The sequence below is a fragment of the Delftia sp. Cs1-4 genome (genome assembly GCF_000214395.1).
In the GTDB taxonomy this organism is placed as follows: domain Bacteria; phylum Pseudomonadota; class Gammaproteobacteria; order Burkholderiales; family Burkholderiaceae_C; genus Comamonas; species Comamonas acidovorans.
This window is the reverse complement of sequence record NC_015563.1, coordinates 725,141-750,285: the sequence shown is the minus strand read 5'-3', so window position 1 is coordinate 750,285 and position 25,145 is coordinate 725,141. Positions and strand designations below refer to the sequence as shown.

The window sequence follows — 25,145 nt, the reverse complement described above, 5'->3', positions numbered from 1 at the left end:
CGGCCTGCCACATCCAGTCCTGTCCACCAGCCCATCCATGCCCCACCTGCCTCGCACCTTCCACCTTCCATACGCATCCACGCTGATCGCCGCAGGCATTGCCCTGACATCCATGGCAGCCCATGCACAGACAGGTTCTGGTGCCACGCGCAGCCAGCCCCTGGTCATCGCGCCCACGGTGGAAGGCATGCTCCTGTGCGATGAAGCCGTTGCAGACACCAGGATCAAGTCCATGGACAAGGCCTATGCCTTCTGCCAGCAGCGCAAGCTGGACGGCTCCGCTGCCGTCAACCGCCTGCTGGACACGCTGGAGCCAGGCGGCCCCAAGGGCAACGTGCAGATCGGCTACACCGCCACGCTGCAATTGCTGGGTCTTTACCAGCGCACGGCCAAGGGCTGGGAAATCGACGAAGCCAAGGTGGACAGCTTCCTGAACGTTATCCGCAAGGTGCAGCGTCCGGTCGTGCTGTATTTCTCGGCAGACCATTTCGACTCGGTCGGCCCCATTACTGCCGAGCTGGCCAAGGACCCCGTCAACCTGATGCAGCTACGCGACGGCAAGCCCCTGGAACTGGGCTATTTCGGCTACCGCATCCTGCCCTACACGCTCTCGACTGATGCTTCGGTTCCTGTCAATCACTACCGCTTCAAGGCCCTTGAATACATGGCCAGGAAGATCCGGGAGCTGCCCAAGCCTGTGCAGGACCGCATCATTGCCTACACGTTGCCGGGCGAGCTGCACCACATGTTCCCGGACTTCGAGAACGGCATGGGTGCCTATCAGGACATCCGTGTCACCGACTACAGCCCGGGCTCGGTCGCAGGCTTTCGCCAATGGCTTCGCACCAAATACAAGGACATTGCCCAGTTCAAGGCCCAGACCGGGCTGGACTACCCATCGTTCGATGCCATTCCAGCCCCCTCCAAGGACATCCGCAAGGAGAAGCTCAACGGTTTCGGCGAACACTACGATGCCTTCGCCGACGGCACGCTTCCCGTCGCCGGCTGGCTCTGGGACCCTGAGAAAGCCATCGAGCGGCTGGAGCTGTACGTGGACGGCAAGCTGGTCGGTCCCATGGCCAGCGGCCTCAACCGCCTGGATGTCTACCGCGCGGTAGACAACATCACCAGTCCCAATACAGGCTTCCGGCACAACCTCGACTTCAGCCAGATGTCCGTTGGCAAGCATGTGGTGCAGGTAGTGGCCGAATCGGGGGGCAGGAAGTACCAGTTGGCCAACATCGACTTCAACATCGTGCCACGCGACCAAGGCAAGGTCGTCAACAGCATGGGACCCAAACGCTTGGGCTGGCTGCCGCCCATTGCCATGCTGCGGCTCAAGGGGGTGCGTTCTTGGCTGGACATGCCTGGCTCCGGTAAGGACGTCTACTACAACCCCCTGGCCCGCGACTGGAACCACTACCGCGAATCGCAGGTGTATGCACAGCTTGCGGTGTTCCACGAGCGCGCCATTGCAGCCGGCCTGCCCGCCGCCAAGCTCTACTCCCACCAGATCATTCCCGATGTGAACCCCTCGTGGAATCCGCAGTTGTTCGCCTCCACCCAGACCCTGGATGGCAAGGCACCTTGGAAGCAGGGCCTGAACATGTACGGCGGCGCCACCGACAGCGACTGGCTGCGCGGCTTCATGAAGCAGCACCAGATCGGCAGCGGCTATGGCGCACCTGAATTCAACCCCCAGCAATGGAAGCTGGAAGGAACGCACCTGGCCGCGCTGGAGGCCCACTATGACGCAGGCGCCACCTTCATCAGCCCCTACTACTTCTCGGTGATCAACCAGCGCTTCAAGGGCGCGGCCGAACACGGCGTCAACCGCATGGAGCTGTCCCCCGACAACCCCAAGGACGGCTCCGACAAGTTCTACAAGGCCATCGTCGAATTCGCCAGGCAGTAGGATGGAGCCCTTGCGCGCACGGTCCGTGCGCGCAAACGCTCCCCTTTTACAAGCCGCCCCGGGCGGCTTTTTGCATTTTGACGACCGTGCCTACAACCCTCCAGCCGCTGTCCCTCTGGACACCTCCCGCATCGCCGCTCGGCATCCTTACCGACATCGACGACACCCTGACCACCGAGGGCGTGGTGCCGGACCATGTCGTCGATGCCATCGCCCGGCTCAAGCAGTCCGGCCTGCGCGTGGTGCCGATCACGGGCAGGCCCGTGGGCTGGAGCGAGCCCTTTGCCCAAGCCTGGCCCGTGGATGCCATCGTGGCCGAGAACGGCGCCGTGGCCCTGCGGCGCAACGCGCAAGGCGGGCTGGACAAGCTCTACCAGCAGGACGAGGCCACGCGCACCGCCAACTACGCGCGCATGCAGCAGGTGCTGACCGAGATCGAGGCCACCGTGCCCGGGGCGCTGCGCGCCACCGACTCGGCGGGCCGCGAATGCGACATTGCCGTGGACCACAGCGAATTCACTCAGATGCCCCAGCAGGACATCGACCGCTGCGTGGCCATCATGAAGGCGGCGGGCATGAACGCCACCGTCAGCTCCATCCACATCAACGGCTGGTTTGGCGCGCACAACAAGCTCGAAGGCGCACGCTGGATCCTGCGCACGCTGTTCGACATCGACCTCGACGCCACGCTGGACCGCTGGATCTATATCGGCGACTCCACCAACGACCAGCTCATGTTCGAGCACATGCCCCACAGCCTGGGCGTGGCCAACATCGCGCGCTTCGTGCCCCAGCTCAAGCACCTGCCTCGCCACGTCACCCAGGCCGAGCGTGGAGACGGCTTTGCCGAAATGGCGCAGTACCTGCTGACCCAGCGCCCCTGATCCACAGGACCGAAGGCCGGTGCAGGCCTTCGCCTTCGAGCACCCCCATCAGCCCCTCCTGATCTGCGGGACCCGCGCCCCTCCCGCAGACACCATCACCCTCAGCACAGCCAACCGCCCGGCGCAGGCGGGCTGTGCACCCTCTTTCTTCATTCGACAGAGCAAATCTAGGACTATTCCTAGATCAAGCATCAATTATCAGAATGCGCCCTATTTCATATAGTAGCGGTGCACACCTAGAATCCACCATATACCCAAAGAACAGGTTTTTGTTTCGCCTTTTTCTTTGACAGATTCTCTCCTGCACCTCATCCGCGCCATTGGGCACTGGTGTATTTGAAAAATTCAACTTCAAACATGCCAGAGAAACAAACCTCGCCCATCCCTCGCCAACGCTCCCTCATCCGAACAATTTCTCCATGTCAGCGCCACCACCTATTCCAGCATGATCGCAACCCCTGCAAATCCTTGACCATGCTGACAGTTACCAACCATTGGATTGATGAGGTGAACATGGAACACTGATGATTTATTAACCACTCAACCATTCACACACTCTCTTATTCCATCAGCGCATTCATCGCTGCTGGAATTTTATTTATCTCTTCAACTCGAGGGAATACCCATGAAAAAGATCGCATTGCTGACATCGGTTGCCGGCCTGGTCATGATGGCCATGAACACCGCTCAAGCAGCAGACGGCACCATCAACTTCACGGGCGAGGTGGTCACCACCACCTGCAAGGTGGACACCACGGTCGCCGGCGCCGCCAAGGACGGCGTGAAGCTGCCCAACGTGGCGAACAACCAGCTGGCCACCGTGGGTGCCACGGTCGGCCGCCAGGCGTTCTCGCTGGAACTCAGCGGCTGTGAGCTGGCCACCGCCACCTCCACAGCGCCCGTCTCCAAGGTCGCCGTGTTCTTCGAAGCCGGCCCCAACGTGGACCTGGTCACCGGCATGCTCAAGCCCGCAGCGGCCAGCGGTACTGGTGCGCCCACCGTGGCCTCCGGTGTCCAGATCGCCATCGTGGATCCCAGCAACAACGAGCGCCTGAAGATCGGTTCCGCCCAATCGCGCTTTGTGGACATCGACAACAAGGTCGGCGGCAATGGCCGGGCCATCATGCGTTTCGCCTCCGAATACGTGGCCACCGGCCCCGTGACCGCAGGCCGTACCGACACCTCGGTGACCTACTCGCTGGTCTATCAGTAATCACTGACTTTCAGGCATATCGGCCGCCTTGCGGTGGTCGATATGCCGTGTCTTCTGCTTTCCTGACATGGGCCCGGCCCCATTCTTTCGCTCAAAACCCAGAGAGTTCTCCGATGCTGACGATCAAACGTTCATATGGGCTTGCTGCCATCCTGTTGTCCCTTCTTCTTGGAACGGCGGCACAGGCCAGCGTGACATTGACGGGCACGCGCATCATCTTCCCCAGTGGCGAGAAGGAAGCCACCATCCAGCTCACCAACGAAGGCAGCAAACCTGCCCTGGTGCAGGCCTGGCTGGACAAGGGCAACAACCAGGAATCGCCTGAGAACATCGACGTTCCCTTCGTCATCACGCCCACCATCATGCGCATCGAGGCGGGCAAGACCCAGACGTTGCGCATCATCTATTCGGGCGAAGCACTGCCTGCTGACAAGGAATCCCTGTTCTGGCTCAACGTGCTGGACGTCCCGCCCAAGGCGAAAATGGAAGGCGACTCCAACAATCTCCAGTTCGCCTTTCGCACTCGCGTCAAGCTCATGTACCGGCCCGGCAATCTGCCCGGCAATGCCCAGGAGGCTCCTGCCCTGCTTCAATGGTCGGCAGGCGTTGACGCCAAAAACCAGCCTGTGTTGAACGCACGCAATCCCAGCGCCTTTGTGGTCAATGTGGCTGGCGTTGAAGTGCAGCTCAACGGCAAATCCTTCGAGGCAGGCGTTGGGCCCGTTCTTCCCGGCCAGGTGGCCACTTTCCCAATCAAGGAACCTGCGGGTGCCAATATGGCTGGTGCGACCGGTGCCACGGTGATGTTCAGCAGCATCAATGATTGGGGCGCCAGTCTCAACCACGAAGCCAGAATTGGCAATTCCGCCCAATAAACAGGGCAATGCGAGCACAGCCACGCGAATCCCCCGTCCTCTCCGGTCTGATTATCTAATGCCACTGCATTTTCAGCCCGGCCAGCACACCGATACCCAGCGTTAATACCCAGCGAAACTGCATCGGTCTCTTTACCGGGACTGGCACATCGGCCTTGGCCGTTCGCTTTGCATCGGGCGCACAGCATTAGGAGATAAGCAAATGATCAGGCCAGTCTTTCCAGATTCAGAAAAGGGAATCAAAAGCCGGCATACAAGGCAAGGAAAAGGAACAATGCCGGGGCCAGGCCAAGGCCCTGCCGGATATTTCCAACTGAAGCCCGGCCATGCGCTGCTGCTCTCCGTGCTGGTGTGCTGGCAGTCCGAGGCCCAGCAGGGCCAGCAGGTCAAGGAAGTCACGACCTCCACGTCCACCGGCCAGTGGCAGCCCACGCCGGCTGCCGTCGACTTCGACCCCAGCTTTCTGAATACCGGCAAGCAGACCATTGACGTCTCGCGCTACTCGCGCGCCAACGTGGTCACGGCAGGCAGCTACAACCCAGACATCTACATCAACGGCAACTGGGTTGGCCGCAGCGAAGTGCAGTTCAAGGCACTCGCCGGTTCGCAGGACGCGCTGCCCTGCCTGGACAAAGCACTGCTGGAGAAGGTGGGCATCGACCTCTCGCGCCTGCCGCCCGAGGCCGCCTTGAAGCTGGTGGCCGACGGTGGCTGCAACCGTCTGGACCAGATCATCGCGGGCGCCTTCACCAGTTTCGACTTCGGCAAGCAGCGACTGGACCTGAGCGTGCCCCAGGCCTCGCTGCGCCGCTCGGTGCGTGGCTATGTCAGCCCTGACCAATGGAGCGCTGGCGTGCCTGTCGGCCTGCTCGGCTACCAGTTCAACACCTACCACGGGCGCTCCAGCAACGCAGAAAACACCACGCAGAGCTACCTGGGCCTGAACGGCGGCGTCAACATCGACCGCTGGCATTTCCGGCACAACGGCTCCTTCAGCTGGGCGGACACTGGACGGGGCAACTACCAGAACATCTCCACCTACGCACAGCGCGACATTGCCGACTGGTCTTCCCAGCTCATACTGGGCGACACCTACACGGGTGGCGACCTGATGGACTCCACCTCGTTTCGCGGCATACGCTTGAACAGTGACGACCGCATGCTGCCCGACTCCCAGCGCGGCTACGCGCCCGTGGTGCGCGGCGTGGCCAACACCAATGCCCGAGTCACCATCACGCAGAACGGCATCAAGCTCTACGAAACCACGGTGGCGCCCGGCGCCTTCGTCATCAACGACCTCTATCCCACGGGCTACGGTGGCGACCTGCAAGTCAGCATCACCGAGGCCAATGGTGCCGTGCGCAGCTTTGCCGTGCCCTACGCAGCCGTGCCGCTGTCGCTGCGCGAGGGGCAGGACCGCTACAGCCTCACGGCGGGCGTGGTGCGCCACCTGCCCAATACCTCGCCGCTGTTCTCGCAGGCGACCTGGCAGCACGGCTTCACCAACATGCTGACCGGCTACGGCGGCGTGTCCGTGGCCAAGGGCCATATCTCGCCCATGATTGGCGCGGCGCTCACCACGCCCTGGGGTGCCTTTGGTGCAGATATCACGCACGCCTCCACCAGCATTCCCAATGACGGCTCCTTTTCCGGACAGAGCTTGCGTGCCAGCTACGCCAAGTCCTTTGCGCAGACCGGCACCCACGTGGCCATTGCCGCCTATCGCTACTCCACCAACGGATTCTTCGGCCTCAACGACGCCATGCGCGCACGGGATCAGGCCAATCTGCTACGGCCCTCCACGGACCTGTACCGGCCTCGCAACCGCGCCTCTCTGGTCATGGGCCAGCAGTTTGGCCCCGGGGGAGGCAGTCTCAGCCTCACGGCGTCCACTGCCAAGTACTGGAACCGCCAGGGCTCCAACGTCGACTACGCCATTGGCTACAGCAACTCGTTCCGCAACATCTCCTACAACCTCTCCGCGGCGCGCCAGCGCGATGCCTGGGGACAGTCCAACACGTTCCTGCACGTGGGCCTGTCGATTCCGCTGAGCATGGAGCGCGGCATGATGCTCTCCACCAATACCAACCGCGACTCGCGCGGCCGCGTGCAGGCCCAGGCCAACCTGTCCGGGCTGCTGGGCGACGACAACGCCATCTCCTACGGCCTCAGCGCCAACCACAACACCGGTGGCATGAATGGCAGCAGCACCAGTGCCAGCGCCAACGCCACCTACCGCGCATCGCAGACCGAACTCAGCGGCAGCGTCAGCGCCAGCAGCGGCTACCAGCAGTTCTCGGTAGGCGCGCGTGGCGCCATCGTGGCCCACCCGGGCGGCGTGACGCTGTCGCAATCGGTGTCTGACACCTTTGCCATCGTGGAGGCCAAGAACGCGGAAGGCGCGCGCATCAACAACGCGCCCGGAGTGAAGGTGGACAGCCGGGGCTATGCCGTCGTCCCGTATCTGACGCCGTTCTCGATGAACGAGGTCTCCATCGATCCCAAGGGCCTGTCGACGGACGTGGAACTCAAGGAAACCAGCCAGCACGTCGCGCCGCTGGCCGGCGCCGTGCCACTGCTGGTGTTCAAGACAGCCTATGGCCGCTCGGCCGTGATCCGCGCGCGGCAGGCCGGCAACATGCCTGTGCCCTTTGGCGCCAGCGTGCTGGACATGGACGGCAAGGAATTGGGCGTGATCGGCCAGGCCGGCAAGCTGCTGGCGCGCGGGCTGTCAGACCAGGGCGAACTGCAGGTGCAATGGAAGACCGACACCGGCATGGTGGGCTGCAACCTCTCCTATACCCTGCCTGAAAGAAAGCGCAGCACCACCTACCAGCCGCCGCAAAGCCTGGAACTGCCCTGCGTGGCCAGCAACAAGCTGCTGCCTGCGGCCACCGACGTGGCATCGGCCAAGCCGGGCAAGACCGCGGCAACCTCAACCGCAACCACCAATGCCAAGACAGCCGTGGCAGGCGCCCCGGCCTCCAACGCTGCGTCGGCCGTGGCTCTGGCCGGCATGACCCAGGAACGTACGGCAGCAACGGCACCGGCCACGGTAGTCGCCAGCGCCCCGGCAGTCACTGCGGCGGCAGTGCTGCCCGCTCGTGCCACACAGCCGAGCGACAGCCAGCAGGCACTAAAGCTGGAGCGCAACCTGGACGGCCTGCGCATGAGCGTCAAGATCAGCGCCTTGCCCACCACGGTGCCAGTCACCAGCAACGCGGGCAGAACTCCCGTGGCGGCAGGGCACGACGCAGGCACCGGCAAGCACAAGCCGCCGCAGCAAACCCTGCGGGCTGACCGTCCGCTGGCCATCCTGCAGCCCAGCCTGAAGATCAGCGCCTTGAAGGCGGCTGACAAGACCTGAATCTGAGGCGAACCCTCTTCCCAAAAGAGGGTTCGCGCTAGCCCAGGAAACGCCACATGGTGCGGCAACCGACAAGCATTTCGATAGTGCCCTTTTACGCGCCAGCGGCACGCAGCACTGCGCGGCCCTACCGTACACAACGCACTCTTGCAGTCATTGGCTCGTGCTGCCACGCCTGCTTGCCGTTTGACGGCTGCAACCGGCGGCTCGGCTGCGCAGCAGATTGAAAAATGAGCGGTTCAATATGCAATACCGTGCCGGCAGCAATTCTGGCCAACTCTTGGTCTATTTTCAAATAAGCACACCATTAAGAATTACCCCTCAGGTGCTTACCTGCCGCGTATCCGCCCCCTATCAATCTTCTTTTGGGAAATGTGCATTTTTCGTCTTCCACGCCCGTGGGCACCACTTCGCAGAGCCGTAGGCAATACCAACCAGTGGTTTGCAGGCAGCGCCGTATTCTGGCAAGGCAAACTGGATATTCCCTTGAAGGCCCGCCATCTGAACACCGCTCCCCAGGTGACGCCGGGCAAGGCCAATGGTGCGGCCACATTCACGATGAGCTATCAGTAGCACGGTCTGATACTTCTGAGCCTTTGGGGAACCAACGTTCATGCGTGCATTGGGCAGACCTTACCCGATGCTCGAAAGGAAACTCCGTGAAAAATGCACTTCGCATCCTCAAAAGTTCATTTATTCCATTGACTTGGGCCTTGACTACCCCTTCAACATGGGCCTTGTGCAAATTGAACACCAGCGACGGCTTGCCGTACTTTACGGCCGAACTCTCCGGCATGACAGTTCCCGAATTCGCACCTGGTGACTACGACATTGGAAGCACCATCTACAAATACAGCGGCCCGTTGAAACTTACCAATAAAATCCCAGAATCCAAGAAGCCACAGTTTGAATGTGTTCCTGGAATAGAAGACTACCTCACTGGCATCGGCCCTCATGATAATGGTCTTTATGCAGCCCCTGGAACCATCAAGAATATCAAGTTAAAATTAAGCGCCTTCACAATTCCGTTCCCTTTTTTGGTCTACTCAACAGTTCCAAAGACAAGTGGCAATTGGAATGAAGCGAGCTTTTATTATGATATCGAATTAATCAAAACGGGCCCCATCTCCAGTGGGGGCACATTATCTGGCTCATTCGCTCAATCCCGTGCCAATGATGCGACCGGACAATTGCTGGTCGATTTTCGTTTCGCGGGCCCGGTCGTCATTCGTCCCCGCGTTCCTACCTGCAAGGTCAGGGTGAAAGAAATAAGGTTCGACATGGGCGCCGTGCTCATGAGGTCGTCCGGTGGCGTGGGAGCCACCAGCGCCAGCAGCGAGGAACAGAACATTCAGCTGGACTGCTCGGGCGGCGATACAGGGACCGCAACGCAGGTGTACGTGACACTGACCGATGTGACCGACCGCAACAACACGTCCTCCAACCTCACGCTGAACAGGACCTCCACGGCACGAGGCATTGCCGCGCAAATCCTCAGCAACGGCAAGCCGGTGCGGTTCGGCGCAGAAGCGGACGACACCAGCCGATGGTTGGCGGGCGACGTTCCCCAAGGGCAGACGGCGTTCTTGATTCCGCTGCAGGGACGCTACGTGCAGACGGAAGACCGGGTTGTACCCGGCAGCGCCAACGCTTCCGCAGAGTTCACCATCCATTACCAGTAAGCGCAGGCGCTGGAGCCATCCGCAGGACGACCCGGGAAGCCGTGAGAGCGGCCCGCCTGGACGGGCTCCATGGGACCCAGCTTGCCTGAGTAAATACAAAGGGTTTACCCCCTATCAAAAAAGGTGCAACCCATGTGAAATCACGCCGAATCCGGTTGCACCACAGTAATCGAAAAAGCACTTTCCCTTTCCAATCCATTATGTCCACCACCGTAGGCATCAAAGTCGACGACGCCTTGCGCGAGCGCATCCGCGTCGCAGCCCAGCAGATGGGTCGCACACCGCACTGGCTGATCAAACAGGCCGTCGTCCAGTACGTCGATGCGCTGGAGCGCGGCGCAACCACCATCCGGCTTGCAGGCGCAGGCGACAGCCCTGGCGATGTCGCGATCGAAGAGGCGCAACCCAACGCTGGCCAAGAGGTACAACCTTTTCTGGAATTCGCCCAGTCCATCCTGCCGCAGACGCTGTTGCGCGCTGCCATCACGGCCGCCTGGCACCGGCCCGAGCCCGAGTGCCTGCCGGTGCTGCTGCCGCTGGCACGCGCCCAGGATGCCCAGCAGGCCGACAAGGTGCGCGAGCTGGCGACCCGGCTGGTGCAGGGCCTGCGCGATGCGCCGGCCGGCAGCGGCGTGGCGGCGCTGGTGCAGGAGTTCTCGCTGTCCAGCCAGGAAGGCGTGGCGCTGATGTGCCTGGCCGAGGCGCTGCTGCGCATTCCTGACCGTGCCACGCGCGATGCGCTGATCCGCGACAAGATCAGCAAGGGCGACTGGCGCGCCCATGTGGGCCGCTCGCCCTCGCTGTTCGTGAACGCGGCGGCCTGGGGCCTGGTGCTGACGGGCAAGCTCACGTCCACCAGCAGCGAGAAGAACCTGTCGTCGGCGCTGACGCGCGTGATCGGCAAGGGCGGCGAGCCGCTGATCCGCCAGGGCGTGCACCGTGCCATGAAGCTGATGGGCGAGCAGTTCGTGACGGGCCAGGACATTGCCGAGGCGCTGGCCAACAGCCGCGCCTATGAAAAACAGGGCTTTCGCTACAGCTACGACATGCTGGGCGAGGCGGCCGCCACCGATTCCGACGCACAGCGCTACCTGCAGGCCTACGAGCAGGCCATCCACGCGATTGGCGCGGCATCCAACGGACGCGGCATCTTCGAGGGGCCGGGCATCTCCATCAAGCTGTCGGCCCTGCACCCGCGCTACAGCCGCGCGCAGTACGAGCGCGTGATGGCCGAGCTGCTGCCGCGCGTGCTGCAGCTGGCCGAGCTGGCCAAGCAGTACGACATCGGCATGAACATCGACGCCGAAGAGGCCGACCGGCTGGAGCTGTCGCTGGACCTGCTGGAAGCCTTGTGTGCCGCGCCCTCGCTCAAGGGCTGGAACGGCATAGGCTTTGTGGTCCAGGCCTACCAGAAGCGCTGCCCGCAGGTGCTGGACTATTTGGTGGACCTGGCCCGCCGCAGCCGCCGCCGCCTGATGGTGCGCCTGGTCAAGGGCGCCTACTGGGACAGCGAGATCAAGCGCGCCCAGGAAGGCGGCCAGGCCGGCTACCCGGTCTATACGCGCAAGGTCTATACCGATGTGAGCTACCTGGCCTGCGCGCGCAAGCTGCTGGATGCGCCCGATGCCATCTACCCCCAGTTCGCCACGCACAACGCGCAGACCCTGGCCAGCATCTACCACCTGGCCCAGGCCGTGGGCGGCAGCTACTACAGCGGCCAGTACGAGTTCCAGTGCCTGCACGGCATGGGTGAGCCGCTGTACGCACAGGTGACGGGCCCGGCCTCCGAAGGCAAGCTGGCCCGCCCCTGCCGCATCTATGCGCCCGTGGGCAGCCATGAGACGCTGCTGGCCTATCTGGTGCGCCGCCTGCTGGAGAACGGTGCCAATACCTCGTTCGTGAACCGCATCGGCGATGCCTCCGTGCCGGTCTCCGACCTGGTGGCCGACCCGGTGGACGAGGTGATGAAGATCGCGCGCAACGAAGGCCGGCTGGGCGCCCCCCACCCGCGCATTGCGCTGCCGGCCGATCTGTTCGCGCAGCAGGGAGACAAGCCAGGGCAGGCCCGCGCCAATTCCCAGGGCCTGAACCTGGCGCACGAGCAGCAACTGGCCTCGCTGGCCGCCGCGCTGCTGCACAGCACGCGCCAGACCTATCTGGCCGCCCCCGCGGATGCCGACCTGCCGGCCGACCCGGCGCGTACCGAAGGCTGGCAGCCCATGCGCAACCCGGCCGAGCTGTCCGACATCGTGGGCTGGGTGCGCGAGGCCACGGCGGCCGAGGCCGAAGCCGCCGCCGCGCGCGCCGCGCAGGCCGCGCCCATCTGGGCCGGCACACCGCCCGCCGCCCGTGCCGACGCGCTGGCCCGCGCCGCCGACCTGCTGGAGCAACGCAGCCAGCCGCTGATGGGCCTGATCATGCGGGAGGCGGGCAAGACCCTTTCCAACGCCGTGGCCGAGGTCCGCGAGGCCGTGGACTTCCTGCGCTACTACGGCGCCCAGGCGGCCGCGCATTTCGACAACGCCGCGCAGCGCCCTCTGGGCGTGGTGCTGGCCATCAGTCCCTGGAATTTCCCCCTGGCCATCTTCTGCGGACAGGTGGCTGCGGCCCTGGCCGCCGGCAACACGGTGCTGGCCAAGCCTGCCGAGCAGACACCGCTGACGGCCGCCGCCATGGTGGCCCTGTTGCACGAGGCTGGCGTGCCGCGCGACGCGCTGCAGCTGGTGCCGGGCACGGGCGAGACCGTGGGCGCGGCCCTGGTGGCCCATGCCCAGGTGGCGGGCGTGATGTTCACGGGTTCCACCGAGGTGGCGCGCCTGATTGCACGCCAGCTGTCCCGCCGCCTGTCGCCTGCGGGCCGCACCATTCCTCTGATTGCCGAGACCGGCGGCCAGAACGCCATGGTGGTGGACTCCTCGGCCCTGGCCGAGCAGGTGGTGGCCGATGTGCTGGCCTCGGCCTTCGATTCGGCCGGCCAGCGCTGCTCTGCCCTGCGCCTGCTGTGCCTGCAGGACGAGGTGGCCGACCGCACGCTGACCATGCTGCGCGATGCGCTGCAGGAGTGGAACATGGGCAACCCCGACCGCCTGAGCACCGATGTGGGCCCCGTGATCGACGATGCGGCGCGCCGCCAGATCGAGCAGCACATAGAGCAGATGGCCGCGGCGGGCCAGAAGGTCACCCGCGTGGAACGCAAGGACGGCGTGCTCAATGGCCACTACGTGGCCCCGGCCCTCATCGAGATCGACAGCACCACGCGCCTGCAGCGCGAGGTCTTCGGCCCCGTGCTGCATGTGATCCGCTTCAAGCGCGAGCAGCTGGACGCGCTGGTCGATGGCATCAACGCCACCGGCTACGGCCTGACCTTCGGCGTGCACAGCCGCATCGACGAGACCATTGCCCACCTCACCCAGCGCGTGCATGCGGGCAACATCTATGTGAACCGCAATGTGATCGGCGCCATGGTGGGCGTGCAGCCCTTTGGCGGCATGGGCCTGTCGGGCACCGGCCCCAAGGCCGGCGGCCCGCTGTACCTGCACCGACTGGCGCAGGGGCCGGCCAGCGCGGCGCTGTCCGTCTTTGCGCGGGCCGAGTCGTCCGCCCAGGCACCGCTGCAATTGCTGGGCCTGCTGCGCGAGACGCTGTCCAAGGCACCGCCCCAGGACATGTCCGCCGATGAGCAGGTGCAGGCCCTGGCCGCCTGCGACGAGGCCCTGGCCGCCTCGCGCCTGGACGCCGCCATGCAGCTGCCCGGCCCCACGGGCGAATCCAACCGCTACCGCCTGCTGCCGCGCGGCCCCGTCTGGGCATTGCCGCGCACGCCGCTGGGCCTGGTGGCCCAGGTGGCAGCAGCCCTGGCCAGCGGCAACGCCTGCCATGCCGTGCTGCCCGACAACGGAACAGGCGCCGACAGCGGCTGCGCCGCCACCTGGCAGGCGCTGCGCGCCGCTGCGGGCGATGCCGGCGTGCCATGGCTGCACAGCGCCAGCGCCGACTCCCTGGCCGATTCGGCAGCGCCCATGGCGGCCTTGCTGTTCGAGGGCGACGGCGACGCCCTGCTGCAGGTCTGCGCCCAGGTCGCCGCGCGCGACGGTGCCCTGGTGCGCGTGGAAAGCCGCAACAGCGACGAGCTGCATGCGGGCCGCGGCTATGACCTGGCTGCGCTGTTCCACGAGCAATCCATCAGCACCAATACCGCCGCCGCAGGCGGCAATGCACAGCTCATGACCATGGCTTGAACCGCCGGGGCCGGCACAACCGGCCCCTGGCAAGCGCCCCGCACAACCCGAAAAAACACGACCAACGCAGGACACTTCAATGCAATTCAACTGGAACGACCCGACGGCGATCATGTTCGCCATCTACCTGGTCGCCATGCTCGGCATCGGCGCCATCGGCTACTTCAGCACCAAGAATCTTTCCGACTACATCCTGGGCGGCCGCAGCCTGGGCAGCTTCGTGACGGCGCTGTCGGCCGGCGCCTCGGACATGAGCGGCTGGCTGCTGATGGGCCTGCCCGGCGCCATCTATCTGTCCGGCCTGTCGGAAGCCTGGATCGCCATCGGCCTGATCCTGGGCGCCTACCTGAACTGGCGCCTGGTGGCGGCGCGGCTGCGCCTGTACACCGAGCGCGCCGGCAATGCGCTGACGCTGCCCGACTACCTGGCCAACCGCTTCGAGGACCACTCCAACGTGCTGCGCATCGTGACGGCCGTGGTGATTCTGGTGTTCTTCACGCTGTACTGCGCCTCGGGCGTGGTGGCGGGCGCGCGCCTGTTCGAGAACATGTTCGGCATGCCCTACAGCACGGCCCTGTGGGTGGGCGCACTGTGCACCATCGCCTATGTGTTCATCGGCGGCTTCCTGGCCGTGAGCTGGACGGACACCATCCAGGCCTCGATGATGATCACGGCGCTGATCCTGGCGCCCGTGATCGCCTGGCTGGCCGTGCAGGGCCATCTGCAGCCGGGCCAGGACCTGCACGCCATCGTGGCGGCAGAGAAGTTCGACCTGTTCCGTGGTGCCAGCTTCGTGGGCGTGGTCTCGCTGCTGGCCTGGGGCCTGGGCTACTTCGGCCAGCCGCACATCCTGGTGCGCTTCATGGCGGCCTCGTCGGTGCAGACCATTCCCTCGGCCCGCCGCATCAGCATGACCTGGATGATCCTGTGCCTGGCCGGCGCCGTGGCCGTGGGCTTCATCGGCATCCCCTACTTCGCGGCCAACCCCGGTGGCGCCGCCGCCGTGAACGCCAATGCCGAGACGGTGTTCATGGAGATCACCAAGCAGCTGTTCAACCCCTGGATCTCGGGCGCACTGCTGGCGGCCATCCTGGCGGCCGTGATGAGCACGCTGTCGTGCCAGCTGCTGGTGTGCTCCAGCGCGCTGACCGAAGACATCTACCGCACCTTCCTGCGCAAGAATGCCAGCCAGATCGAACTGGTCTGGATCGGCCGTGCCATGGTGCTGCTGGTGGCCTTGATCGCCATCGCCATCGCCAGCAACCCCGACTCCAAGGTACTGGGCATGGTCAGCTACGCCTGGGCCGGCTTCGGCGCCGCCTTCGGCCCGGTGATCATCCTGTCACTGTTCTGGAGCCGCATGACGCGCGGCGGCGCGCTGGCCGGCATCATCACCGGCGCGGTGACCGTGCTGGTGTGGAAGCAGTTCGGCTGGCTGGGCCTGTACGAGATCATCCCCGGCTTCATCCTGGCCTGGCTGGCCACGGTGGTCGTCAGCCGCATGGGCGCTGCGCCTTCGCAAAGCATCCTGAAAGCGCATGCGGCGGTGGAGAGCGAGTTCGAGCGGATCGGGGCACGCTGAGCCGTGCGCACGAAGACGGCACCCCTGCCATGACGCAAAACGCCCGATGCCTGCGCCTCGGGCGTTTTTGCTTTGATGCACGCACTCGAAAGGCCATACAGCCGCTTTACGCCTTCGGCATGCCTGTATAAAATTTTATACAAGGATCTTCCATGGAGCAGGACAAAGACATCCGCTGGGTCGGATCCTCATACGACGATCTGCGGGACTTTCCCGCAGGCCCCAGGCGAGATGCGGGCTTTCAGTTGAGCAAGGTTCAGGCAGGCCAGGAACCGGAGGACTGGAAACCCTTCGACGACGTGGGCGCCGGGACACGGGAGATCCGCGTGAGGGACGCCAGCGGAGCGTTCCGGGTGATGTATGTGGCCAAGTTCGAGGAAGCGGTCTATGTCTTGCACTGCTTCCAGAAGAAATCACAGGTGACAAGCCGGCACGACAAGGACATCGCATCGGCGCGCTACCGTGCCGTGGTCCACATGAGAAAGGCCAACAAATGAAGATCGATACAGAAATCCGCCATGTGACCAAGGCGAAGGCAAACCTCTTTCTGGAGCTGGGCTTTCCTGAAGACGAGGCATTGAAGCTGCAAGCTGCATCGCGCCAGCAGATCAACGACACCCATCTTCTCAAGGAGCAACTGATGGCGGAGCTGGCGCAATGGATTGCACAGCATCACCTGAAGCAGTCAGACGCGGCAGAGATCCTGATGGTGTCCCGCCCGCGCATCTCGGATGTGGTGAACAGAAAGACTGCAAAGTTCACCATTGACGCCCTGGTTGAAATGTTGAGCCGCGTGGGAAAGCCGGTGCGTCTGTCCATTGGTTGATATGCCGATCGCTGCCCACGACATCGCCAAATCAGATGCACCTCAACGCACATGACGAGCGCTTTGTACGTGGTCGCCACAAGGGGAGTGGTCACTACAATCCATGGGCTCTTTTTTTCATCGCCGGGCCGCCCCAGGATGAAAAGCGGCCCCCTGCGGGGGACCGCGGACCTTGCCCTGCAAGGGGAGCGTGGGGGCCATTTTTCAACACACAACAAGTGAGACTGCCGCTATGCAAATGATCCGCCGCACCCTTCTTTCGACCTGCGTGGCCGCCATGGCGGCTGCTTCGGCTGGCGCCGTACTGGCCCAGACCAAGGAGGTCAAGGTGGGCTACGCCCTGGCCGTGAATTCGCACTACGGCGCGGCCGCCCAGGCCTGGGCCGATGCGGTGGAAAAGGGCACGAACGGCGCCTACAAGTTCAAGCAGTTCCCCGCGTCCGCCCTGGGCGGCGAACGCGAGCTGATCGAGGGCCTGCAGCTGGGCACGGTGGAGGCGGCCATCGTCTCCACGGGCGCCATCAGCAACTTCGTGCCCGATGTGGGCGTGGTGGACATTCCCTTCCTGTTCCGCGACACGCAGCATGCGCGCGCCGTGCTGGACGGCGCCTTCGGCCAGGAGCTGCTGGCCAAGTTCAGCAAGCGCGGCCTGGTCGCGCTGGCCTGGGGCGAGCAGGGCTTTCGCCACCTGTCCAACAACAAGCACGCCGTCAACGGCGTGGCCGATCTCAAGGGCCTGAAGATCCGCGTGACCGAGAACCCCGTGCACATCACGGCCTTCCGCACGCTGGGCGCATCGCCCACGCCCATGTCCTGGCCCGAGGTGATCGGTGCACTGCAGCAGGGCACGATCGACGGCCAGGAGAACCCGATCTCGGTGCTGGCCTCGGCCAAGCTGTGGCAGGTGCAAAAGCACCTGACGCTGACCGCCCATGTGTACGCGCCCATGGCCCTGCTGGTGTCGCCCTCGTTCTGGGGCAGCTTGAACGACAGCCAGAAGGCGGCCTTCACGCAGGGCGCCAAGTCGGGCGCCATTGCTTCGCGCGTGTTCGTGGACACGGTGGAGAAGAAGGGAGTGGAAGAGGCCAAGAGCCACGGCATGCAGGTGGTGGAGAAGGTGGACCAGGCCGCCTTCCGCACCGCGCTGGAGCCGGCCTACAAGGAATACGCGAAGAAGTTCGGCCAGAAGACGCTGGACACCATCGCCAACGCCAAGTAATCCTTCCTGCCACGGGCGGCCTGCCCGTGGCACCGGGCCGCCGCTGCGGGCAAGCCCCATGGCCCCGCACGGCGCCCACGCCGATGATCTGACCTCCGACGGCAGCCCGGCCCTTGCGCCACTCCCCTCCTGCCCTCGCCCACTCCTATGCTCAACCGAATCGAACGCGCCCTTGTGGCCTGCAACCGCTGGCTGCTGATCGTGCTGTTGCTGGCCATGGCCTGCATCGTGTTTGCCAATGTGGTGCTGCGCTACACCACGGGCGACTCCATTGTCTGGGCCGAGGAAGTGGCCCGGCACATGATGATCTGGGTCACCTTCCTGGGCGCGGGGCTGGTGCTGCGCTTCGGCGGCCATGTGGCCATCGACAACCTGCACCGCTCGGTGGGCACGCGCAAGGCGCAGTGGCTTCGCCGCCTCGTGGTGCTGGGCGTGGGCCTGTTCTGCGCGGTGATGGCGGTGGCCTCGTCGCAGTACGTCTGGGCCACGCGCTTCCAGACCACGGCGGCCACGGACATTCCGATTTCCTTCGTCTACGCGGCCATGCCCGTGGGCTTCGTGCTGATGCTGGTGCATCTGCTGTTCATTGCGCGCGGGTATATCGCAGACGGCTCGTTCGCGGAGTCGGATGAGATGGATGCCGACGCAGCCGCGTCCATATGACCCCCCTGAGTCGCTGCGCGCCTTCCCCCAGGGGACGACACCCTCGCTGCGGGGCGGCCCTTGCTTGGTGTCTCCTGCCTTGGAGCGTGTCAGTTCCATCGCTCTGCCATGAATAACTGATTCGAACGCACATCATGGGTATCACGCTTTTCATCGCCATCATCGTCCTGCTCACGCTGGGCTTTCCGGTGGCCTTCGCGCTGGCGATCTCCGCCGCACTGGCCGTCTTCGTGGGGGGCCGCTATCCGCAGCTCATCGTGTTCAAGGAGATGTTCACGGGCATAGACAGCTTTCCGCTGATGGCCGTGCCCTTCTTCATCCTGGCGGCCGAGCTGATGTCGGGCGGCGCGCTCACGCATGTGCTGCTGCGCTTTGCCGCACAGTTCGTGGGCCATCTGCGCGGCGGCCTGGGCTATGCCAATGTGCTGTCGCTGACGCTGTTCTCGGGCATTTCGGGCTCGGCCCTGGCCGATGCGGCCGGTCCCGGCTCGATGATGGTCAAGATGATGGACAAGGCCGGCTATGCACGCTCCTACGCGGCGGCGCTGACGGCCAGCACGGCCATCGTGGGGCCCATCATTCCGCCGTCGGTGAGCATGATCATCTACGCGCTGCAGGATGAGAACGTGTCGGTGGGCGGGCTGTTCATGGCCGGCTTCATTCCCGGCATCCTGATCGCGCTGGCCATGGCCGCCGTGAACTGGTGGGTGTGCAGGAAGCGCGACTACCGCTCCACCGAGCCGCGCCCCGACGGCCGCACGATGTGGATCAACAGCTTCAAGGCGATTCCCGCGCTGATGCTGATCGTGCTCATCGTGGTGGGCATCCGCTTCGGCATCTTCACGCCCACCGAGGCGTCGGTGGTGGCCGTGTTCTACGCCCTGGTCTGCGGCAAGTGGGTGTACCGCACGCTGCAGTGGTCGGCGCTGCCGGGCATTGCGGCGCGCTCGGCCATGCTGACGGCCTCGGTGCTGCTGGTGATGGCGACTTCGGCCGCCTTTGCCTGGGTGCTGACGGTGGAGGGCATTCCGCAGTACCTGTCCGAGCTGATCGTGAGCTGGGAGCTGTCGCCCACCCTGTTCCTGGTGGCGGTGAACATCCTGCTGCTGGTGTTCGGCATCTTCATGGAGCCGCTGCCCGGCGTGATGATCCTGGTGCCCATCCTGGCGCCCATTGCGTTCAGCCTGGGCATCGATCCCACGCACTTCGCCATGGTGGTGATCGTGAACCTGACGCTGGGCATGATCACGCCGCCCGTGGGCGGGCTGCTGTTCGTGACCTCGGTGGCCACGCGCGTGTCCATCACCGATCTCACGCGCGAGATGCCGCTGTTCCTGCTGGCCCACTTCGTGGTGCTGTGCCTGCTGACCTTCATCCCCGCGCTGTCCACCTGGTTGCCGCATACGCTGGGCTTCCAGTGACGACAAGGGCCTCCGAGTGAGGCCCTTTTTTTTGCCGCCGGGCCGCCCCAAGGAAAAAGAGGCCCCCTGGGGGCAACGGACCTTGCGCAGCAAGGGTAGCGTGGGGGCCTTTTTTGCCGCCGGGCCGCCCCAAGGCAAAAAGCGGCACCCTTGGGGGGCAGCGGACCTTGCGCAGCAAGGGTAGCGCGGGGGCCTTTTTTCTGGGGTGCCCAGCGCCTCAGAAGAGCAGGCCGGCCATGCGCTGGGCCGTTTCCTTCAGGTGCGGCAGGCCCTCCAGCGCCTGCGCCAGCGGCATGCGCGCCTCGGGCGCATGCACAGCCAGCGTGGCGCGGCACTGGCCCTTGGCATCGCGCACGGGCACGGCCACGGCGATCATGCCGCGCATGAATTCCTCGCGATCGCAGGAGTGGCCTTCGCGCACGATGCGCGCGCACTCCTGTGCCAGCGCCTCGGGCGTGGTCAGCGTGTTGGCCGTGCAGGCGGTGAGTTCCATGCTGTCCAGAATGGCGGCGCGCCGGGCCGCAGGCATATGGGCCAGGAACAGCTTGCCGCTGGCCGTGGCGTGGATGGGCACCATCGATCCGGCCTCCAGTTGGATGCGCAGCGGCCAGTGGGTCTCGACACGGTCCAGGTAGCGCACGCGCGTGCCGTCCAGCACGGTGAGGTTGCAGGTCTCGCCCAGACGGGCCACCAGCTGGGACAGCAGCTCATGGCGCAGGGCCTGGCGCGGGTCGGCTTGCAGGGCGCGCACGGCCAGGCTCAGCAGCTTGGGGCCCGGGGAGAAGCTGCGGTCACCCTCATGGCGCAGCAGCCATTGCCGCGCCTCCAGGTGGGAGCACAGGCGCGAGGCCGTGGCCTTGGGCAGGTTGAGCGCGGCTGCGATGTCCATGAGGCCCGGCGGGGCCTCGGCCTGGGTCACGAAATCGAGCACGGCCAGGGAGCGATCGGAGACCGAGTTCGCTTCGTCCTGCCGTGCAGGGGTGGGGTCCGGGGCAGCGCTGGCAAGGGATGGCGGCATGGGGCGGTGTCGTGTCGTGTGGAAGGCCGGAAACGCTTTCGATCATGCCTGATCGCCAGGAGGCGGCAAGGGTTTGCGCGGGGTTGCAGTCCACGGCGGCAACGAATAAGTTTCACTCAAAGGAACAAATAGTTCCTTCAAAAGAAACTCAAAAGGAGCCACTGCATGCCGGACCCCATCGACAGCTATGACTACGTGATCGTGGGAGCAGGCTCTGCCGGCTGCGTGCTGGCCGCGCGCCTGTCCGAGGACCCGGCCACGCGGGTGCTGCTGCTGGAGGCCGGCCCGCCGGACCGCTCGCCCTGGATCCACCTGCCCATCGGCTACGGCAAGACCATGTGGAGCCCCGTCTACAACTGGAAGTTCGAGACCGACCCGGACCCCAACATGAACGGCAGGCGCATCTACTGGCCGCGCGGCCGCACGCTGGGCGGCAGCAGTTCGATCAACGGCCTGATCTACGTGCGCGGCCAGCGCGAGGACTACGACCACTGGGCGGCACTGGGCAATGCGGGCTGGTCGTATGAGGAGGTGCTGCCCTACTTTGTGAAGTCCGAAGGCAATGCGCGCGGCGCCTTCCCGGGCCATGGCGCGGACGGGCCGCTCAAGGTCTCGGACATCGGCGCACAGCATCCGTTGATCGAGGCCTTCATTGCCGGTGCAGGCCAGGTCGGCGTGCCCCGCACCGAGGACTTCAACGGCCGCGACCAGGAGGGCGCAGGCTACTACCAGCTCACCACCCACAAGGGCCTGCGCTGCAGCACGGCCAAGGCCTATCTGGGCGAGGCCCGGCGCCGCCCCAATCTGCGCATTGAAACCGACGCCATGGCCACGCAGCTGGTAGTGCGTGGCCGGCGCGCCACCGGCATCCGCTACCGGCAAGGCGGGCAGGAGCGCCTGGCCCAGGCGCGGGCCGAGGTGATTCTGTCGGCAGGCGCCATCCAGTCGCCGCAGCTGCTGCAACTGTCGGGCATAGGCCCGGCCGCGCTGTCGCAGTCCCTGGGGATTCCCGTGGTGCACGATCTGCCGGGCGTGGGCGAGAACCTGCAGGACCATCTTCAGATCCGCCTGGGCTACGAATGCAGCCAGCCCATCACCACCAATGACCAGCTCAATTCCTGGGTGGGCAGGACCAGGCTGGGGCTGGAGTGGCTGCTGTTCCGCTCGGGCGCGCTGGCCGTGGGCATCAACCAGGGCGGCTGCTTCATGCGTGCGCTCAGGGACGAGCAGGGCCGGCCCGTGGCAGCCACACCCGACATCCAGTTCCACGTCTCCACGCTGTCGGCCGACATGGCAGGCGGGCAGGTCCATCCGTACTCGGGCTTCACCATGTCGGTCTGCCAGTTGCGGCCCGAGTCACGCGGGCAGTTGCGCCTCCGTTCGCGCGATGCCTTCGAGCCGCCTTCCATCCAGCCCAACTACCTGGCCACCGACCTGGACCGCCGCACCAACGTGGCGGCGGTGCGCGCGGCACGCGCCATTGCCGACACGCCGGCCATGCGCCCCTTCGTGAAGCGGGAGGTCAAGCCCGGCCCCGATGCACACAGCGATGCGGAGCTGCTGGAGTTCTGCCGCAACCACGGCGCCACCATCTTCCACCCCAGCGGCACCTGCCGCATGGGCAGCGATGCCCTGGCCGTGGTCGATGCGCGCCTGCGCGTGCATGGCATGGCCGGGCTGCGCGTGGTCGATTGCTCGGTCATGCCCACCCTGGTCTCGGGCAACACCAACGCGCCCGTGGTGATGATGGCCGAGAAGGCCGCCGACATGGTTCGCGAAGACAGGCACGGAGAGACAGGGCAGCTCAAGGTCGCATGACTGCCCGTTCCTGCATCCCGGCAATGCGACAGACAACCAGGAGACAGCATGACGACGGCAACCGATCCCAGGGTCATCCGCAAGGTGGTGACCTCCGCGCTCATCGGCGCAACCATCGAGTGGTATGACTTCTTCCTGTACGGCGTGGTCGCCGGCATCGTGTTCAGCAAGCTGTACTTTCCCAGCGATGATCCGCTGATCTCCACGCTGCTGGCCTACACCACCTTTGCCGTGGGCTTTGTCACGCGGCCGCTGGGCGGGGTGATCTTCGGGCACTTCGGCGACCGCGTGGGGCGCAAGAGCATCCTGGTGGTCACGCTGATGATCATGGGCGTGTCCACCTTCCTGATCGGCCTGCTGCCCACGCATGCGCAGATCGGCGTGGCCGCGCCCATCCTGCTGCTGCTGTTGCGCGTGGCCCAGGGCATAGGCCTGGGCGGCGAATGGGGCGGTGCCGTGCTCATGGCCTACGAATACGCGCCCAAGGAAAAGCGGGGCTTCTACGCCTCCCTGCCCCAGGTGGGCCTGGCCATCGGCCTGTTCATGGCCTCGGGCGTGGTGGCCCTGCTGTCCTGGCTGTGTACGGAAGAGCAATTCATGGCCTGGGGCTGGCGCATCGCATTCCTGATCTCGGGCCTCATGGTGGCCGTAGGCATGTACATCCGCCTGCATGTGAAAGAGACGCCCGAATTCGCAGCCGTCAAGGCACGCAATGCGGAAACGGCCATCCCTTTCATGGACATGATGCGGCGCTATCCGGGCAATGTGCTCAAGGGCATGGGCGCACGCTATATCGACGGCGTTTTCTTCAACGTCTTCGGCGTGTTCTCGATCAGCTACCTGACCTCTACCCTGCAGATCAGCCGCACGGACGCGCTCATCGGCGTGATGGTCGCCGCCGTGGTGATGTGCTTCACGATTCCGCTGTTCGGCCGCCTGTCCGACCGCCTGGGCCGCAGCCGCGTGTATCTGTGGGGATCGCTGATCACCGCAGTCTCGGCCTTCCCGGCCTTCTGGCTCATGGCCCACAGCGGAGGCAATGTGCTGCTGATATGGATCGCCATCGTCGTGCCCTTCGGCATTCTCTACGCGGCGGTCTACGGTCCCGAAGCCGCCCTCTTCTGCGACCTGTTCGACGCCAAGGTGCGCTACACCGGCATTTCCTTCGTCTACCAGTTCTCGGGCATCTTCGCGTCCGGCATCACGCCCATCATTGCGACGGCGCTGGTCAAGACGGCCGGTGGCAGCCCGTGGCTGGTGTGCCTGTATGTGGTGTTTGCGGGAGCGGTATCGGCGTGGTGTGCCTGGGCGATTGGTCGGGATGGGCAGGGTGCCCGCGCCTTTCGGCCCGTGGGCAATGCCAGGGCAGGCCTGTGAATGGATGGAATTCGGGCGCTTTCAAGAAAGTTGAATACGCACGCCGGAAAACACATTGCCGGCGTACGAACCCATTTCAGGGACGCCAGCAAAAACCACTCAAGACCATCGCACTGTTTCTCTTTGTAAAGACGATGGCTAGAATGCCCATGCATTTTCTTAATCAGACAGAGAGGGACCATGTTCAAGAAAACATTGGCAGCAGCCATCTTGCTGGGCTGCGGCCTGGCGCACGCATTCATGCCCAGCAATGGCACCTGGGTTGTGACTTCCGAACTCAACGGCAAGCCGGGTCGCGGGCTGGCCATTGACGCGCAGAACGGCAATCTGGTCATGCAGATGTATGCCTATGAGCGCACTGGCGAACCTTCGTTCTATCTGACCACCGGCGCCCTGTCCAACAACCGATTTTCAGCGCCGCTGATCCGCTACAAGGGTGGCCGCTATCTGGGCAGCGGCCCGATGTCGGGCACCGAAGACCGCAATATGGGCCAGGTCAGCATGCGCTTCACCAGCGGCGTTTCGGGATTCATCACGCTGCCCGGCGAGCAGGAAGTGGCGATTTCGCGTTTCAACTTCGGTTACCCCGCCGTGGCATCCAGTCTGCGGGGCATCTGGACCATGACTTCAATCGGTTCCGAGGGGCTTCAGACCCTGGGCGTGGAATTGACACGCCAGACCAGCGCCACTTCCAATGGCAACGGCCTCATGACTAGCGGAGATAGCCTGTTCGGCTGCGAGCACCAGGTCCGCGGCGCACTGGCAGGTGAAACGCTGTGTGTGTGGATCAACAGCTCTGGCCAGATCCTGCGCAGCTACCGCTTCGTCTACAGCGTCAACGATGGCGAGGGCACGTCCAGCACCAATGGCAACCGCCCCAACCAGCGCCTGGTCATCAAGCGGCTGACCACGCCCCAAGATGTGGGCACGGGCATCGTCTACGAGAATTCGGCGCCTGCAGAGCCTGTGTATACCGCGCTGCACGAGCACATCGAGAACCTGTCCTTCAACGCCGCACCTCTGCCAGCCGAGCAGGAGTGACGCCCC

General features: G+C 64.6%; 17 protein-coding genes. 16 read left to right on the top strand and 1 reads right to left on the bottom strand.

Annotated features, from left to right (window positions below):
- Positions 1-37 precede the first annotated feature (37 nt).
- The 13 genes from DELCS14_RS03330 to DELCS14_RS03265 all read left to right on the top strand — a co-directional run bounded on the left by DELCS14_RS03330 (position 38) and on the right by DELCS14_RS03265 (position 19,885).
- A complete protein-coding gene (locus DELCS14_RS03330) occupies positions 38-1,915 on the top strand; it encodes a hypothetical protein (RefSeq protein ID WP_013800429.1) in 1,878 nt (625 codons plus the stop codon).
- A gap of 86 nt (positions 1,916-2,001) precedes the next feature.
- Positions 2,002-2,799 (top strand): HAD-IIB family hydrolase, encoded by a 798-nt coding sequence (locus DELCS14_RS03325; RefSeq protein WP_013800428.1) that lies wholly within the window; start codon positions 2,002-2,004, stop codon positions 2,797-2,799.
- 625 nt (positions 2,800-3,424) lie between these two features.
- Positions 3,425-4,012 (top strand): fimbrial protein, encoded by a 588-nt coding sequence (locus tag DELCS14_RS03320; RefSeq protein ID WP_013800427.1) that lies wholly within the window; start codon positions 3,425-3,427, stop codon positions 4,010-4,012.
- 113 nt (positions 4,013-4,125) lie between these two features.
- Positions 4,126-4,887, top strand: coding sequence for a fimbria/pilus periplasmic chaperone (locus DELCS14_RS03315; RefSeq protein ID WP_013800426.1), 762 nt, complete (start codon positions 4,126-4,128; stop codon positions 4,885-4,887).
- Positions 4,888-5,161: 274 nt separating this feature from the next.
- The gene (locus DELCS14_RS03310; protein WP_013800425.1) at positions 5,162-8,254 is read left to right on the top strand and encodes a fimbria/pilus outer membrane usher protein; all 3,093 of its coding nucleotides are present in this window, start codon (positions 5,162-5,164) and stop codon (positions 8,252-8,254) included.
- A 659-nt stretch (positions 8,255-8,913) separates the two neighbouring features.
- Positions 8,914-9,936, top strand: a complete 1,023-nt coding sequence (locus DELCS14_RS03300; RefSeq protein ID WP_049801328.1) for a fimbrial protein — start codon at positions 8,914-8,916, stop codon at positions 9,934-9,936.
- A 200-nt stretch (positions 9,937-10,136) separates the two neighbouring features.
- Positions 10,137-14,174, top strand: a complete 4,038-nt coding sequence (putA, locus tag DELCS14_RS03295) for a trifunctional transcriptional regulator/proline dehydrogenase/L-glutamate gamma-semialdehyde dehydrogenase (RefSeq protein ID WP_013800424.1) — start codon at positions 10,137-10,139, stop codon at positions 14,172-14,174.
- A 79-nt stretch (positions 14,175-14,253) separates the two neighbouring features.
- Positions 14,254-15,756, top strand: a complete 1,503-nt coding sequence (gene putP, locus DELCS14_RS03290; protein ID WP_013800423.1) for a sodium/proline symporter PutP — start codon at positions 14,254-14,256, stop codon at positions 15,754-15,756.
- 152 nt (positions 15,757-15,908) lie between these two features.
- Entirely contained in the window at positions 15,909-16,253 is a 345-nt protein-coding gene (locus DELCS14_RS03285) for a type II toxin-antitoxin system RelE/ParE family toxin (protein WP_013800422.1), read from the top strand.
- Complete coding sequence (locus tag DELCS14_RS03280; RefSeq protein ID WP_013800421.1) at positions 16,250-16,582, top strand: XRE family transcriptional regulator; 333 nt, start codon at positions 16,250-16,252, stop codon at positions 16,580-16,582. The genes DELCS14_RS03285 and DELCS14_RS03280 overlap by 4 nt, the downstream gene beginning before the upstream one ends.
- Before the next feature lie 232 nt (positions 16,583-16,814).
- The gene (locus tag DELCS14_RS03275; RefSeq protein ID WP_013800420.1) at positions 16,815-17,801 is read left to right on the top strand and encodes a TRAP transporter substrate-binding protein; all 987 of its coding nucleotides are present in this window, start codon (positions 16,815-16,817) and stop codon (positions 17,799-17,801) included.
- Positions 17,802-17,948: 147 nt separating this feature from the next.
- Complete coding sequence (locus DELCS14_RS03270; protein WP_013800419.1) at positions 17,949-18,464, top strand: TRAP transporter small permease; 516 nt, start codon at positions 17,949-17,951, stop codon at positions 18,462-18,464.
- A gap of 134 nt (positions 18,465-18,598) precedes the next feature.
- A complete protein-coding gene (locus tag DELCS14_RS03265; protein WP_013800418.1) occupies positions 18,599-19,885 on the top strand; it encodes a TRAP transporter large permease in 1,287 nt (428 codons plus the stop codon).
- 217 nt (positions 19,886-20,102) lie between these two features.
- Here the strand turns inward: DELCS14_RS03265 and DELCS14_RS03260 are convergent, their stop codons facing one another.
- A complete protein-coding gene (locus DELCS14_RS03260; protein WP_013800417.1) occupies positions 20,103-20,903 on the bottom strand; it encodes an IclR family transcriptional regulator in 801 nt (266 codons plus the stop codon).
- A 165-nt stretch (positions 20,904-21,068) separates the two neighbouring features.
- On the opposite strand from DELCS14_RS03260, the gene DELCS14_RS03255 reads away from it, so the two are divergent.
- From DELCS14_RS03255 to DELCS14_RS03245, 3 genes are all read left to right on the top strand, one after another.
- On the top strand, positions 21,069-22,721 hold the full coding sequence (locus DELCS14_RS03255) for a choline dehydrogenase (protein WP_013800416.1): 1,653 nt from the start codon (positions 21,069-21,071) through the stop codon (positions 22,719-22,721).
- 48 nt (positions 22,722-22,769) lie between these two features.
- Complete coding sequence (locus DELCS14_RS03250; protein WP_013800415.1) at positions 22,770-24,098, top strand: MFS transporter; 1,329 nt, start codon at positions 22,770-22,772, stop codon at positions 24,096-24,098.
- A gap of 180 nt (positions 24,099-24,278) precedes the next feature.
- Positions 24,279-25,139, top strand: coding sequence for a hypothetical protein (locus tag DELCS14_RS03245; protein WP_013800414.1), 861 nt, complete (start codon positions 24,279-24,281; stop codon positions 25,137-25,139).
- The last annotated feature ends 6 nt before the right edge of the window (positions 25,140-25,145 follow it).

Coding starts and splice junctions, on each gene's coding strand:
- DELCS14_RS03315 (WP_013800426.1), top strand. CDS start 4,126: ATGCTGACGATCAAACGTTCATATGGGCTTGCTGCCATCCTGTTGTCC.
- DELCS14_RS03320 (WP_013800427.1), top strand. CDS start 3,425: ATGAAAAAGATCGCATTGCTGACATCGGTTGCCGGCCTGGTCATGATG.
- DELCS14_RS03270 (WP_013800419.1), top strand. CDS start 17,949: ATGCTCAACCGAATCGAACGCGCCCTTGTGGCCTGCAACCGCTGGCTG.
- DELCS14_RS03275 (WP_013800420.1), top strand. CDS start 16,815: ATGCAAATGATCCGCCGCACCCTTCTTTCGACCTGCGTGGCCGCCATG.
- DELCS14_RS03255 (WP_013800416.1), top strand. CDS start 21,069: ATGCCGGACCCCATCGACAGCTATGACTACGTGATCGTGGGAGCAGGC.
- DELCS14_RS03250 (WP_013800415.1), top strand. CDS start 22,770: ATGACGACGGCAACCGATCCCAGGGTCATCCGCAAGGTGGTGACCTCC.
- DELCS14_RS03310 (WP_013800425.1), top strand. CDS start 5,162: ATGCCGGGGCCAGGCCAAGGCCCTGCCGGATATTTCCAACTGAAGCCC.
- DELCS14_RS03285 (WP_013800422.1), top strand. CDS start 15,909: ATGGAGCAGGACAAAGACATCCGCTGGGTCGGATCCTCATACGACGAT.
- putP (WP_013800423.1), top strand. CDS start 14,254: ATGCAATTCAACTGGAACGACCCGACGGCGATCATGTTCGCCATCTAC.
- DELCS14_RS03280 (WP_013800421.1), top strand. CDS start 16,250: ATGAAGATCGATACAGAAATCCGCCATGTGACCAAGGCGAAGGCAAAC.
- putA (WP_013800424.1), top strand. CDS start 10,137: ATGTCCACCACCGTAGGCATCAAAGTCGACGACGCCTTGCGCGAGCGC.
- DELCS14_RS03245 (WP_013800414.1), top strand. CDS start 24,279: ATGTTCAAGAAAACATTGGCAGCAGCCATCTTGCTGGGCTGCGGCCTG.
- DELCS14_RS03265 (WP_013800418.1), top strand. CDS start 18,599: ATGGGTATCACGCTTTTCATCGCCATCATCGTCCTGCTCACGCTGGGC.
- DELCS14_RS03330 (WP_013800429.1), top strand. CDS start 38: ATGCCCCACCTGCCTCGCACCTTCCACCTTCCATACGCATCCACGCTG.
- DELCS14_RS03260 (WP_013800417.1), bottom strand. CDS start 20,903: ATGCCGCCATCCCTTGCCAGCGCTGCCCCGGACCCCACCCCTGCACGG.